Source organism: Qipengyuania sp., from assembly GCF_042095715.1.
Taxonomy (GTDB): domain Bacteria; phylum Pseudomonadota; class Alphaproteobacteria; order Sphingomonadales; family Sphingomonadaceae; genus Qipengyuania.
The window spans coordinates 17,263-30,881 of record NZ_JBELMO010000001.1; the positions used below are offsets into that span (position 1 = coordinate 17,263).

Genomic DNA, 13,619 nt, shown 5'->3' on the forward strand with positions numbered 1-13,619 from the left:
CGTTGGCAAGGGAAAGCGCCACCGCCCCTTCATCGCGGCGGCGGCGCGGGAGGGGTCTAAAATTCGAAGCCTGCCGATATCTTGAGCGTCCGCGGCGGGCCGGCAGTTCCGAATCCGGTCCGCTGTAGATAGTTGGCAGACAATGGGTTCGTGTTGAAATTACTGTAGTTGCGATCGTTCAATGCGTTGACAATGTCCGCCCGAAGCCTGAATCGCGCACGGTCGGAAAGGAAACCAAAGGGGATATACTTGGTAATCGCCAAGTCCAGTTGGCGGAAGCCCCACCGGTCGCCGTTGGATTCCACCGTGTTGGAGATGACGGTACGCTGAATTTGATCGTTGGCCCCGATCTCATTTATGAAGCTGGTCACGTTTTGTGGCGATGCGATCTGAAATTTGCCAGAGAGCACTGCCGCGATCGGAAGGTCGACCGCACCGGCAATTACAATGCGATGGCGTCGCAGCCCGCTCGAGCGTGCAAAAGGATAATCTTCGACCGATGGAAAATCGAGAGCGAAGGTCTGGCCAAACTGCCGGTTCTCGATAGCATCGCTGTAAGTATAAGTCCCGGTTAGGTTCCACGGGGATGACTGGGTATAGCGCTTCGTAAGCTTGAGATAGGCACTATCGTTGCGTGTCTCGAGCCCGTTTGTTCCGATTATGATTGACCCGAATCCCGGAGGCGTCGCACCGAAGGGCGAGCTTGGGTTGGCTGGCGGATCGGGGAAAAAGTTACCATTCGGCAGGCGATTGCCAAGGAGCAGGACGAACCCGTCCTTGCTCTCGATATGCTGGTACCCGATCTCCGCCTCGAAATTCGGAGCCAACTGGCTGCGCAGGCCGAGACTGAATTGATCGGAATACGGTGTCTTGAGATCGTTGTCGAAAAAGCGAAGCTCACGCCCGCCTCCCGCCCCGGCATTGGCCACCAATTGAGCGCGACCTTCGGGCGTCAGAAAAAATGGATCGAACTGCACGCAGGTTGGTGACAGTGTGCAGGGATTGGTGGAATCACCCGTCTGGAAGTTAAATGTTCGGGTGGTGAAGCCCTGCGCGACACGCAGTTCCTGACCGAGGAAATCAAACTGGTTGCGGTCGTAGGATCGACCAAATCCTCCGAACACCACGAACCGACGATCCTCGTCGAGGGCATAGCTAAAGCCCAGTCGCGGCTGGAAGGCGCCGGTGAATGCTTCGCGTTGCGTGCCATCGGATATAAATTGGTTGATGTCGTAATTGGCGTTAACGAGGTTGGGGTACTTCGCCGGAGAAACTGCGTCGATGAAGGCTTGCGGTGTGACGAAGTCAAGAAACGCCGGAATCTCCTCGTAATCCCAACGAATGCCGAGGTTGAGCGTCAGACGATCGGTAACGTCCCAGTCGTCCTGGACATAGACGCCAAATTGCCAGGCATCCGTTGTGATTTCGTCATCGCCTGTACCGTCCTGGAACCCAAATTGGACGCGATAGGGGACATCATCATTGAAGAAGCTGCCATCGGTGACGAATTGGCGCGTGACCGGATTGAAAACCGCATTGTATTGATAAAGTGGGTTGAAATTATTGAGCTGCGTGGCGCGCAGTTCGACCTGCTTGTACTTGAAGCCTGCCTTGATGGTATGACGTTCGAAGCCGATCCAGGTGAAGTCGTTCTGGATCGCAAAACCCTTCTGACCCTTGTCCTGGTAGTTCGACCCGCCACCGATACGTAAGATATTGTTTGACCGGAATACGCCCGGTCGTCCGTTAGCGAGAATAGTCGGCGTCACGTAGTCGAATTGCTGAGCGTTTCCAAACTCGAGCGGGGTTGGTGCCCACTTCACGTCCTCGTACGTCAGTTTGAGGTCGTTGACGAAATTGTCGGAGCTGAATTCGTAGCGCAGCAGCCCGCGATACTCCTTCACGTCCTGCGAACTTATGGTCGAGCGCGCATTGCTGCCGTCACCCAGGAACTCGCCGCTCTCGTCGCGAAACTTGAACGTTGCCTCGACGAGGTGCCCGTTCGCCGGCTCGAGCGAAAGTTTTCCAAAATACAGGTCTTCGTTGAACGTCGAGTTCGCCGGACCGAAGACATCCTGATATTCGGACGGGAAGAAACTGATCGGCAGGCCATTGCCGGGTGTAATCTGAATCGGATTTTCACGCCGCTTTCCTTCGTATGTAACAAAGAAATGCGCGACGTCTTTGACGATCGGACCACCGAGTGCGCCGCCGAACTGGAAGATGCGCGTTTCTACCTTGTCACGCGGGGGATTGCTGTACTTTTCCAGCGGAGTCTTCTGACGCAGGTTTTGGTTCGTATAATCAACAAAAAACTCACCCCGGAATTCGTTAGTGCCGGATTTGGTGCCCGCCGTGATCGCGACCGAGCTCACTTGGTCAAACTCGGCCTTGTAGTTGGAACTGATGACTCGATATTCACCAACCGCCAGCTGAGGGAATGGGTTGCCTTCCGAACTGTCCTGACCGGTAATGCCGTTCTTGAGGACGTAATCCTTCTGGCCGACACCATCGATGAAAACATTGACAGTGCGACTGTCCTGCGCCCCGCCCTGAATGCGTGATTGGCCGTCCGGATTGACGAATTGAACGCCGGGCGCAAGGTCCGCGAAGGCCAAGAAGTTGCGGTTGTCCTGCGGCAAAGTCTCGATCTGGCGCTGCGTAATATTGGCGCCCACTTCGCCGCCTTCCAGCACGGAAATGCGCCCACCTGTGACGATGATCACATCGCCCGTGCCAGCCACGCCTGAAGGGTCAGCCACTGCCGGTTCCTGGGCGATGTCATCGAAGTTAAGCACCGAATCTTGCGCGATCAAAAGCGTAAATTCATCGGTCCGGCGGATGACTCCGTCGATCCCGGTGATCTCGAGGTAATAGGTGGCTGGCCTCAGTTGCGGGAAATTGTAGCGGCCGTCTTGCGACACCGATACCGTGCGACGGAAGCCGGTTGCGATATCGACAGCGGTTATCTCGGTCGCGCCCGTTACTGTACCGCGCAATGAAGCATTCGATTCCTGGGCGTGTGCGGGTACTGCCAGGGCCATGCTCATGGCGCCGCCGGCAACTCCCACGGCGAGTGCCGCAGCCAATTTGCGCGAAATTAGCGCGCCCTTCGATAGGCGATTGCCGTTCATCAATTCTCTCCCCGTTACATCGAACCCCGGTTCTCCCCGGCGGCCCGAATCATTCTCGGTCTCTGCGGCGGCCTTGTAACCGGTTCCATAATCTCTGTATAGCTCATCCCGGCAGCGGCGATTCTTCAGGCTGCGGATAAAGGAGAGATGAGGATGGGCCGTATCGGCAATTCCCTGTGGACGGGGATCTTTGCGCTCGGGGCAGTGGGATGCACCACCACGCAGGTCGAGGAGCCCAGGGGACTAGCCGATGCTTCCGTAGCCGCGTCCCCAACTGCCGTCGCTATATCCAAGGCGCAACCCACGTGGTCGCAGAGCGCCCCCGAAATGGATCGCTTCATCGCCGATCTGATGGCGCGGATGACGCTGCAGGAAAAGGTTGGGCAGCTCAACCTGCTGACCAGCGATTGGGAATCGACCGGTCCCACGATGCGCGATACTTACCGGCAAGACATCGCCGCTGGCCGGGTGGGTGCGATTTTCAACGCCTATACCGCCAAATACACGCGCGAACTGCAGCGAATGGCGGTGGAGGGCACGCGCCTCAAGATACCGCTGCTGTTCGGTTACGACGTCATTCACGGACACCGCACGATCTTCCCCGTGTCGCTCGGCGAGGCGGCCAGCTGGGACATGAAGGCTGTCGAAAAATCCGCACGGGTTTCCGCGCAGGAAGCCGCGGCGGAAGGCATTCATTGGACCTTCTCGCCGATGGTGGACATCGCGCGCGATCCGCGCTGGGGTCGCATCTCCGAAGGTGCGGGCGAGGATGTCTATCTTGGCAGCAAAGTCGCCGCTGCGCGCGTGCACGGATATCAGGGGGACGACCTTTCCGCGACCGACACGGTGCTTGCCACCGTCAAGCACTTCGCCGCCTATGGCGCGGCGCAAGCGGGCCGCGATTATCACACGGTCGATATCTCGGAGCGGACGCTGTGGGACACCTATCTGCCGCCGTTCAAGGCAGCGATCGATGCCGGCGCGGCGAGCGTCATGACGTCCTTCAACGAAATCGATGGCATCCCCGCGAGCGGCAGCGAATACCTGCTGACCGATGTCCTGCGCGACCGATGGGGCTTCGACGGCTTCGTGGTGACCGATTACACCTCCATCAACGAGATGGTGCCGCACGGATTTTCCAAGGATCTCGCGCAGGCCGGAGAGCAAGCGCTGAACGCCGGTGTCGACATGGACATGCAGGGCGCCGTCTACATGGAGCACCTCGCCAAATCGGTCGAAGAAGGTCGCGTCAGCATGGATGCGATCGACCGTTCGGTGCGCCGGGTGCTCGAGGCGAAGTACCGGCTCGGCCTGTTCGACGATCCCTATCGCTATGCTAACGAAGCCCGCGAAAAGGCGACGCTTTACCGGCCCGAATTTCTCGAAGCCGCACGTGACGTGGCGCGCAAATCCATGGTGCTGCTCAAGAATGAGGGCGACACGCTCCCGCTTGCCGCTTCCGCGCGCCGGATTGCACTGATCGGACCGCTCGCCGACAGCAAGCCGGATATGATCGGCAGCTGGGCTGCTGCGGGTGATCGGGGCACGCGGCCCGTCACCGTGCTGGAAGGCATGCGCGCGCGCGCCGGAAACGGCACCACGGTCGAATATGCCAAGGGGGCGAGCTACGATTTCGATGCCTCCGGATCGACCGAAGGCTTCTCCGAAGCGCTCGCTCTGGCCGAGCGGTCAGACGTGATCGTCGCGGTAATGGGGGAAAAGTGGGACATGACGGGCGAGGCGGCGAGCCGCACTTCGCTCGATCTGCCCGGCAACCAAGAGGCGTTGCTGGAAAGATTGGTGGCAACCGGAAAACCGGTGGTCCTGGTGATGATGAGCGGACGCCCTAATTCGATTGCCTGGGCGGATGAGAACGTGTCCGCGATCCTGCATGCCTGGTACCCCGGCACGCAGGGGGGCAAAGCGGTCGCAGACGTGCTCTTCGGTGACTACAACCCTTCGGGCAAGCTGCCGGTGACCTTTCCGCGGACCGTCGGCCAGGTGCCGATCCATTACGACATGAAGAATACCGGCCGACCCATCGAGCTGGGTGCCCCGGGTGCGAAATATGTCTCGCGTTATCTCAACACGTCCAACGATCCCTTGTACCGGTTCGGCTATGGCTTGAGCTACACCAGTTTCAGCTACTCGCCGGTCACTCTGAACGCATCCAGCATGGGGCCCGATGGATCGATCACGGCCAGCGCGACCATTACCAATACCGGCCGTCGCGCTGGTGAAGAGGTCGTGCAGCTATACGTGCGGGACCTGGTCGGCTCCGTCACCCGTCCCGTTCAGGAGCTGAAAGGCTTCGAGAAGATCATGCTGCAACCGGGAGAAAGCCGCTCGGTCACCTTCACGATACGTCCCGAAGATCTCGCGTTCACCCGGGCGGATATGTCACATGGGTGGGAGCCGGGCGAATTCCGCCTCTGGATCGCGCCCAGTTCGGGGCCCAAGGCGGCGACGCCGGTCACCTTCACATTGACGGAGTAAGCCATGACTGGCCGCGCCGTTCTTGCCTGTCTTGTCACCACGTTCGCGCTCGCGCTTCCAGGTTGCTCGACCATCGCATCCGACCCTGTCGTGGCCGAGCCGAAGACAATGGCCAAGGTCGAGCAGCGGCGCCCCAACATCATCTTCATCATGTCGGACGATCACGCTCAGTCGGCAATCTCCGCCTACGGCTCCAAGATCTCCAAACTCGCGCCCACTCCAAATATCGACCGCATCGCGAAAAATGGCGCGCTGTTCGAAAACAGCTATGTCGTGAACTCGCTATGCGGGCCGAGCCGGGCGACGATGTTGACCGGCATGTTCAGCCACATGCACGGCTTCACCAAGAATGGGCAGAAGTTCGACAACGGCATGTGGAACTGGGTGCGCGCTCTGGGACAGTCCGGCTACGACACCGCGCTGTTTGGCAAATGGCACCTCAATTATTCGCCCGAAGGCGCGGGCATTAGCACCTGGAAAGTGCTGGACGATCAGGGCAAATACTACAATCCCGACATCATAACCCCCGCCGGGCGCAGCGTGGTGGAAGGCTATGCCACCGATTTGGTGACCGATTTCAGTGTCGACTGGCTTCAACATGGGCGCGACCCGGACAAGCCCTTCGCCCTGTTGGTCCACCACAAGGCGCCCCACCGCAATTTCATGCCGGCGATCCGGCATATCCAGGATTATCTCGGCACCGAGTTTCCCGTGCCGACCAATTATTTCGACCATTACGACGGGCGTCCTGCCGCCGAAGCGCAGGAGATGAACATCTATCGTGATATGTACGAGGGTCACGACCTCAAAATGACGACCGAGGTCGGCAGCCGCGAGCTGCGCTTTAACCCTTGGAAGGACGATTTCGCGCGGATGACGCCAGAGCAACGTGAGGCCTATTTCGGCGCGCTCCAGCCCAGCAATGACGCGATGAATGCCGCTAACATGTCTGAGCGCGAGATGGCTGTGTGGAAATATCAGCGCTACATGAGCGAGTATCTCGGGACGGTTGCTGCGGTGGACGACAGCGTCGGCCGCCTGCTCGACTGGCTGGAGGCGTCGGGGGAAGCCGACAACACGATCGTGATCTACACCTCCGATCAGGGCTTCTACCTTGGCGAGCATGGCTGGTTCGACAAGCGATTCATGTATGAAGAGAGCCTGCGTACCCCTCTGGTGATGCAGTATCCCGGCCATATCGCCCCCGGGACGCGGGTGAGCGTGCCCGTTCAGAATGTGGACTACGCGCCGACCTTCCTCGATTATGCCGGGCTAAAGGAACGCCCCGCCATCCAGGGCCGGAGCTTGCGAGAGGTGGTGGACGAGATGCCGCCCGCCGACTGGCGCAAGGACATCTATTATCATTATTACGAATATCCCGGTTTCCACTCGGTGCGCGCGCATTACGGGGTCAAATCCGGACCTTACAAGCTGATCCGCTTCTATGGCGACATCGACCAGTGGGAATTCTACGACCTCTCGACCGATCCCGACGAGATGCACAACCGGATAGACGATCCAACGGTGCAGGCAACGATCGCGCATTTGAAGGACGCTTTGGTGGACCTGCGGCGAAAGTACCGCGACAGCGACGGCCCAGCCGTGACCGATCCACTGACCGCAAGCGCTAAAGGCAGGAGCGACGCGCAGGCCGCGGCCGGTATGGAAGCTCACGCGCACCACTAGCGCCGAAGATGTTTGGCGCAGTCTGCCTCTGGCAAATAAAGTCCTGTCTCAAACGTAAAAGCCGTAGCTTTCGCAAAGGATATCTTCAGGATTGAAATGCAATCGCGAGGAGTGCCATCCGTGCACGCTGCGCGCTCCGCGTTTCTATTCCCTGCAGTTTCAGCATGATCGATAGGCAAGGTGGACGGGCTTCGTTGCCGCGTGACCGAAAGTCCCATCATCGTCCCTGCGCTTCGCTTACTCATCATTAACCATACCGACCTAAGATGGCCGCGAGAAGGGAGCTTGAAGCCGTTGCCGCGATGACGCGCCGCAGCTCCCGAAGACCGTACAGGAGCCTTCTCATGTCCCTATCCGCCGCCCCGCACGAACTCGCGCAGGTGCTCGACCAATGGCCAGAACTTCGCTGTTTGTCGCTCGACTGCTTCGATACGCTGCTGTGGCGCGACGTGCATAAACCGCGCGACCTTTTCCATGCGCTACCCGATACGACAATCGTGCAGCGCATTGCCGCTGAAGCGCGCGCGCGCAGGGCGGTGGAAAGCAGCGGGCGCGGCAACGAGGTGTCGATCACACAGATCTATGAGCAACTCCTTCCAAACGCCGACCGCGCCGTAATCAATGCGGCGGTGAAGGCTGAACTTGCGGCCGAAGCTCTCCATTGCTTCGCATTTGAACCCATTGTCACACTGATGCGGGATGCCAAAGCGCGTGGGCTCAAGGTCATCGTTGTCAGCGACACCTATTTCGATAAAGCCCAGTTGCGCGGACTGATCACCGATGCGGCCGGAGAGAATGTCGCTGGGCTTATCGATGAAATCTTTTGCTCAAGCCATTTTGGCAGGGCCAAAGCGCAGGGGCTCTATGGCGAGGTCCTGCGTAAACTGAAGCTGCCCCCAGCAACGATTGTGCATATCGGTGACAACGAGAACGCGGACGTCAACGGAGTCACACCGTTCGGTGTGAATGCCATACATTTTAAGCAGTTTTCCGAAACGGCCGAGCAGCGCTTCCGGCTTGAGGCGTCGATCGATGGTTTGCTGCACCCGTTTGCTCCCGCAACTGCCGCCCAGATGCTTCCCCACCGGGCGGCAGTTTCCCATATCGAACCGCAGATCGAAGATGAAGCCGAGCGTTTCGGTGCAACGGCGCTGGGCCCGATCTTCCGAGGGTTCGACGGATGGCTTCAAGGCGAGGCGGAGGAGCTTGAGCGCGAGCGCGGAGGGAACGTCCACTGGCTGTTCATGATGCGAGACGGGCATCTGCCGCGCCTCCTCCATGCGCAGTCACGCCCCGATCAACCCGGCTACGATATCGAGATAAGCCGATTTACGGCTGTGGCCGCCTCCTTCTGCGACAACGCAGCCCTGACCCGATTTCTTGAGACAGATGACGGAACTCCGGGCGACATGCTGGCGCGCCAATTGCTCTTGTCGCAAGATGAGATCAACGGCCTGTGCGCCGGTCTCGACCCGCTGGAGGCAAGGAACGTGATCCTCGCCACGATGAAGGCGGGCAAATCGCGCAAGTCGGTCATCCGCGCCTCGCGCGCCTTTGCAGACCGCCTGGTCGAGCATGTGCGGGCAAAGGTTGAGCCGGCGCCGGGCGATACGTTGATGATGATCGATCTCGGCTACAATGGCACGGTTCAAGACGCCATCGCCCCTTTGCTTCAGGAGCAGCTGGGCGTGCATGTTGCCGGACGTTATTTGCTGTTACGCGAGATGTCGCGTCCCGGTCTCGACAAGCGTGGGTTCATCGGGTCGGAGCACTATGATCCCTTCACCCTCGAAGCGATGTGCGGGAATGTCGCGGTGATCGAACAGCTCGCGACCAGTTCGAGCGGATCGGTCATCGACTACGAGAAAGACGGTTCGCCAATCCATCTTGCGAACGAGATTGTGCCAGCGCAAGCCGAGGTTAGAAAACGTGTGCAACGAGGCTGCCTGCGTTTTCAGGCCGAGGCCCCAGGCGCAAGTTCACGCGTTGATACGACGAACGAGGCGCAACTCTGGCGGAAAGGCACCGCGATTGCCCTCATGCGGTTGATGTTCCTCCCTATGCCCGAGGAGCTTGCCGTAATCGAGGCGTTCGAACACGACATCAACCTTGGCACCGCCCAGACGACCGGGATGTTCGACAAGGCTCATTCCGAGCGGGCACTACGCGAACGTGGTCTATTTTACATGGACGCATCGGAGCGGATGTATTTGCCGGCCGAATTGCACGGTCAAGGCATGGCGACGCGGCTCAGCCTTCTGACCCAGCGCCGCTTCGGCTTGCCGCTCACATTCGCAGACAGCACCGATGCGGCAATCGATCTCCCGGTGATCTTTGCCAACAGCCACGATGCGATAACGCAGGTCATTCACGCGTCGGGCACGCACGACGGGTATTTCCTCGCAGCCATTCCAGTTGGAAATGCGCAGTTCTCAATCGCGCTCCATTTCGGTGCGCTGTTCGATTGGTTTCAGCTCGACAGCCTTACATTCTATAAGGTCGATGAATTCCTCTCCGCCCTGCCGGAGGATCGCCGCGAGCGCTGGGACGCGGTGGTACAATTGGAAGGAATTGCGGAGGCAGCGAAGGGATTGATGCAATGCGAAACCACGGATGGTTTCGTCATGGTACCGCCACCCCGCGCAGATATCACCGAACCCATGCTATTGGCATGTGTGTTCCGCCCCATCGTGGCGCGCGAACCTGCACCTGCAAACGAAAGCATGCACGGGACGACGCGCGACGCCCAACCCGTCGTCGTTAGATAAGCACGGACCGATGGTGTCATTCATTCGATGGCGAACGTAAAACGGGAAACCGCGCGACGGTATCACCGCGGCTGGACACGATCGCCAGGGCCCTTTTGCCTTGAATAGCCCGGGTAGCTAATTTCGGTCCGACCCCGGCAGACCAGACAATTATTGCGACGCGAATTTTTTCAGGGTCTGCCCTGCGATGTCGAGGATCTGAAGCTTGTTCATGAACTTTGCGATGACGGCAGGGTCCGAAGCCAGTTCGTCCGCCAGTTGATCTACGGCGGCTGCGATCGCCATCACATCCGCGGCCGAGATTGCGCTGGAAGGCAGGGGGGCGCTTGAAGAGGGCAGTAGGCCAGCATCCTTCTCCGCCTTGGCAAGGGCCACTGCTTGGTCGACTGCGCGCTGGCCGCCATTGGTGGCGGGCAACCAGTCGGAGACGACTGCCCTTTCCCGGAAACGAAGGCCGGCATGCTTGCCGACCGACCAGACGACATGCCCGGTCAGCGTCGTTTCGGCGCGGCAGAGTTTGATGGCATTGCCGGGCCGTGGCAATAGCGGACCTTCGATAAGAGCGCCGCTCGGCGACATGTTCCGGATCTTGACCTTGTTGGACACGCCTTCTGCGACCAGCATCGCCAGAACGAACATATTCGTTCGAACTTCGGTTCGTCCGCAATCTGCGCGGGTTTCCGGAAGGGTGTAGGCGGCGGAAAGCATGGTACGTGGTCCCTGGTCAATTTCAGACGAGAAGAGGCCCGCCGCTCGGGGTGCAAGCGGCGGGCCAATTCAGATCAAGTCAGAAGACTTTCCCGACTTAACGGAGAAGTGACAGGACGCTCTGCTGGCTCTGGTTGGCCTGGCTCAGCATGGCGGTCGAAGCCTGGCTGAGGATCTGGGCCTTCGACAGGGCGGTGGTTTCGGCCGAATAGTCGGTGTCTTCGATCCGCGAGCGCGCATCGGACAGGTTGGTCGCACCGGTCGTCATGGTGTTGACGGCGGATTCGAGCTGGTTCTGCGACGCACCCAGCTTGGCGCGGGCGCTGCTGATGGTTTTAAGCTGAGTGTCGACGGTGCCCATGGTGGTGGTAGCCGCCGTACCGTCCGCACCGGCCACGCTGTAGGTAGCGCCCGAAACGGCCGAAAGGTTTGCGAAGGTCATGGTCACCGTGTCGGTCGTATTTGCACCGGTCTGTACCTTCACCGTGCCGGACGAACCTGCCGTACCCGTGAACAGCTTGTTGCCGTTGAATTCGGTGTTGGACAGGACGTTCGTCATCTGGGTCTTCAGAGCGTCGATTTCCGTTTGCAGGTTGGTGCGGTCGCTCGATGAGTAGGTTTCAGAAGCCGCTTGGACAGCCAGTTCGCGAACGCGCTGCAGCATGTTGGTGACTTCGCCCAGCGCACCTTCAGCGGTTTGCGCCATCGAAATGCCGTCGTTCGCGTTGCGGATGCCCTGGTTCATGCCGCGAACCTGCGAGGTCATCGTGGTTGCAATGGCGAGGCCGGCGGCGTCGTCCTTTGCAGAGTTGATGCGCTTGCCGGTGGACAGGCGCTCCATCGAGGTGCCGAGCATCTTGGCGGCATTGTTCGACGCGTTCGACGCTTTGAGTGCGCCGATGTTGGTGTTGATGACAGCCATGTGTAACTCCCTAGGTGTCCAAAAAACAAGCCGCTCGCTCAACCCCTTGCCGTGCGGCAGCCAACCATAAGACCGGAGATTGCCGACGTTTTTTAAACCGGGGCTGCGTGCAAGGCAGAAAAACGTATAGGGGTTAATACGGGGGCTAAATTTGAGGCTTGTTTGGCCGTCCCCGCGATAAACGCTCCATCAGCCGTGGTTAACGGTGAGGGGTAAATGACGAAAATCGCAACGACAAAAAAATTTCAGCAGAACCATCCCGGGCTGGCCGCGCGCTTGGCCGGTGTCGTTGGTTCGCTCGAGGTGACCCGAGAGGTCATCATTTGTGATGCGAGTGAGCATGACACTCATCGTGCGGGGTTCGTGCCTGTGCGCCATGAACCGGAAGCGCCCACGATCATGGCCGGCAATCCGCTGCGAGAGCTTGTCTATGACGGCGGGCATCCGGAGATGGCGCTCGCAGCGTTGATCGCGCGCATTGGTGCAGAAGGCGGCGAAGGTCCCATTGGCGCCGATCCCGAAAGCCTGACGGTCTATGCCCTGGCTGGCCGCCTTGCAGCTACCGACGTACCCGTGCTGATCACCGGGCCGACCGGGGCGGGCAAGGAGGTACTGTCGCGCCATATTCACCGCCTCAGCAATCGGGCCAAGGGGCCGTTCGTGGCTCTTAATTGCGCCGCCATTCCTGAAGCCATGCTCGAAGCCATGCTGTTCGGCCACATCAAGGGCGCCTTTACCGGTGCGACTGCCGCGAGCCTGGGCCACTTCCGCGAGGCCGACGGCGGGACCCTGCTCCTTGACGAAATCGCTGAGATGCCGCTGCCACTGCAGGCCAAGCTCCTGCGTGCTCTGCAGGAAGGCGAGGTCACTCCGGTAGGCGCCACGCGACCCATCAAGGTCGACGTTCGAATTCTTGCCTGCGCCAACCGTCATCTGCCGGATGAAGTCGCGGCAGGGCGCTTCCGCGAGGACCTTTTCTACCGGCTCAACGTGTTCCCGATCGCCATGCCGCCTATTTCTCAGCGGCCGGGCGACATTGCTCCGCTGGCTGCATCGCTGCTGTTGAAGCACACGATGACTGCTGGCGGACCCCGCTGGATCGAGATGGCAGCATTTACTGCCCTGTGTCGGCACCGTTGGCCAGGCAACGTCAGAGAGCTTGAGAACGTCATCCGGCGCGCTGTCGTTCTCGCTGGCAAAGGAAAGACGATCGGGATCGACCACATCGTTTTCGATCAGCTTTCTTCAGTGGCCCAAGTGGACGAAAGCAAGTCATCTTTTGATCTGCCCGCGGAAGATGACGCCACGGATCCGCTGAGCAGCGTCGTAAAGCGCAGCGAGGCAAAGGCAATCATCGAAACGCTGAGGGCCTGCGGCGGGCGGCGCGTCGACGCTGCCAAACGTCTGGGCATCAGTGAACGCACGCTGCGCTATCGCCTTGCATCCTACAGAGACGCAGGCGTCCCGCTGGAGGCAGCATTATGAGCGGCATTTCGGGCATCGGTGGCGCCTCGGGCGTCGGTGATATCATGGCTTTGCGCTCCAGGATCCTGGAGCAGCAACAATTCATTCGCGCGCTCGACAACGGCGGAGAAAGCAAGCCGGTAGGCACTCAGGAAGCGGCACCTTCCGGAGATTTTGCCAGTGCGCTCAAGGATTCCATCCAGTCCGTCAATGAGAGTCAAAAGCGCTCCCAGCAACTTTCCAATGCGTATGAGCGCGGTGAAACCACGGACGTCGCCTCTGTCATGATGGCGCGCGCCGAAGCGGGTATCGCCTTCGAAGGCGCGCTCCAGACGCGTAACAAGCTTCTTGGTGCCTACCAGGAAATCATGAGATTGGGGCTATAATAGATGGCTGGTGAAATCCTTCCCGCTAACCATGCATCTCCCGCAATGTCTCCGG

The 13,619-nt window shown here is 59.6% G+C and carries 8 protein-coding genes; 5 read left to right on the forward strand and 3 right to left on the reverse strand.

Going from position 1 to position 13,619, the window contains the following annotated elements; translation table 11 throughout:
* Positions 1-56: 56 nt before the first annotated feature.
* Positions 57-3,134 carry a TonB-dependent receptor domain-containing protein gene (locus ACFDTG_RS00080; protein WP_375289029.1) on the reverse strand — a complete coding sequence of 1,026 codons (3,078 nt, stop codon included), beginning with the start codon at positions 3,132-3,134 and terminating at the stop codon, positions 57-59.
* 153 nt (positions 3,135-3,287) lie between these two features.
* Here ACFDTG_RS00080 and bglX point away from each other — a divergent pair, with 153 nt between their 5' ends.
* From bglX to ACFDTG_RS00095, 3 genes are all read left to right on the forward strand, one after another.
* Positions 3,288-5,630, forward strand: coding sequence for a beta-glucosidase BglX (gene bglX / locus ACFDTG_RS00085; RefSeq protein ID WP_375289030.1), 2,343 nt, complete (start codon positions 3,288-3,290; stop codon positions 5,628-5,630).
* A 3-nt stretch (positions 5,631-5,633) separates the two neighbouring features.
* Positions 5,634-7,316: a sulfatase gene (locus ACFDTG_RS00090; protein WP_375289031.1), complete on the forward strand. Its 1,683-nt coding sequence runs from the start codon at positions 5,634-5,636 to the stop codon at positions 7,314-7,316.
* Positions 7,317-7,660: 344 nt separating this feature from the next.
* Positions 7,661-10,084 carry an HAD family hydrolase gene (locus ACFDTG_RS00095; protein ID WP_375289032.1) on the forward strand — a complete coding sequence of 808 codons (2,424 nt, stop codon included), beginning with the start codon at positions 7,661-7,663 and terminating at the stop codon, positions 10,082-10,084.
* Positions 10,085-10,234: 150 nt separating this feature from the next.
* Here the strand turns inward: ACFDTG_RS00095 and ACFDTG_RS00100 are convergent, their stop codons facing one another.
* Both ACFDTG_RS00100 and ACFDTG_RS00105 read right to left on the reverse strand, forming a co-directional pair.
* A complete protein-coding gene (locus ACFDTG_RS00100; protein WP_375289033.1) occupies positions 10,235-10,792 on the reverse strand; it encodes a PilZ domain-containing protein in 558 nt (185 codons plus the stop codon).
* A 97-nt stretch (positions 10,793-10,889) separates the two neighbouring features.
* The gene (locus ACFDTG_RS00105) at positions 10,890-11,714 is read right to left on the reverse strand and encodes a flagellin (RefSeq protein ID WP_375289034.1); all 825 of its coding nucleotides are present in this window, start codon (positions 11,712-11,714) and stop codon (positions 10,890-10,892) included.
* 216 nt (positions 11,715-11,930) lie between these two features.
* Between ACFDTG_RS00105 and ACFDTG_RS00110 the strand changes: the two genes are divergently transcribed.
* A complete protein-coding gene (locus ACFDTG_RS00110) occupies positions 11,931-13,199 on the forward strand; it encodes a sigma-54 interaction domain-containing protein (protein ID WP_375289035.1) in 1,269 nt (422 codons plus the stop codon).
* The gene (gene fliE, locus ACFDTG_RS00115; protein ID WP_375289036.1) at positions 13,196-13,564 is read left to right on the forward strand and encodes a flagellar hook-basal body complex protein FliE; all 369 of its coding nucleotides are present in this window, start codon (positions 13,196-13,198) and stop codon (positions 13,562-13,564) included. Before ACFDTG_RS00110 ends, fliE begins: the two co-directional genes overlap by 4 nt.
* The last annotated feature ends 55 nt before the right edge of the window (positions 13,565-13,619 follow it).

Bases quoted from the DNA above. Each gene is read 5' to 3' on its own strand.
- ACFDTG_RS00080 (WP_375289029.1), bottom strand. From the start codon at position 3,134: ATGAACGGCAATCGCCTATCGAAGGGCGCGCTAATTTCGCGCAAATTG.
- bglX (WP_375289030.1), top strand. From the start codon at position 3,288: ATGGGCCGTATCGGCAATTCCCTGTGGACGGGGATCTTTGCGCTCGGG.
- ACFDTG_RS00090 (WP_375289031.1), top strand. From the start codon at position 5,634: ATGACTGGCCGCGCCGTTCTTGCCTGTCTTGTCACCACGTTCGCGCTC.
- ACFDTG_RS00095 (WP_375289032.1), top strand. From the start codon at position 7,661: ATGTCCCTATCCGCCGCCCCGCACGAACTCGCGCAGGTGCTCGACCAA.
- ACFDTG_RS00100 (WP_375289033.1), bottom strand. From the start codon at position 10,792: ATGCTTTCCGCCGCCTACACCCTTCCGGAAACCCGCGCAGATTGCGGA.
- ACFDTG_RS00110 (WP_375289035.1), top strand. From the start codon at position 11,931: ATGACGAAAATCGCAACGACAAAAAAATTTCAGCAGAACCATCCCGGG.
- fliE (WP_375289036.1), top strand. From the start codon at position 13,196: ATGAGCGGCATTTCGGGCATCGGTGGCGCCTCGGGCGTCGGTGATATC.
- ACFDTG_RS00105 (WP_375289034.1), bottom strand. From the start codon at position 11,714: ATGGCTGTCATCAACACCAACATCGGCGCACTCAAAGCGTCGAACGCG.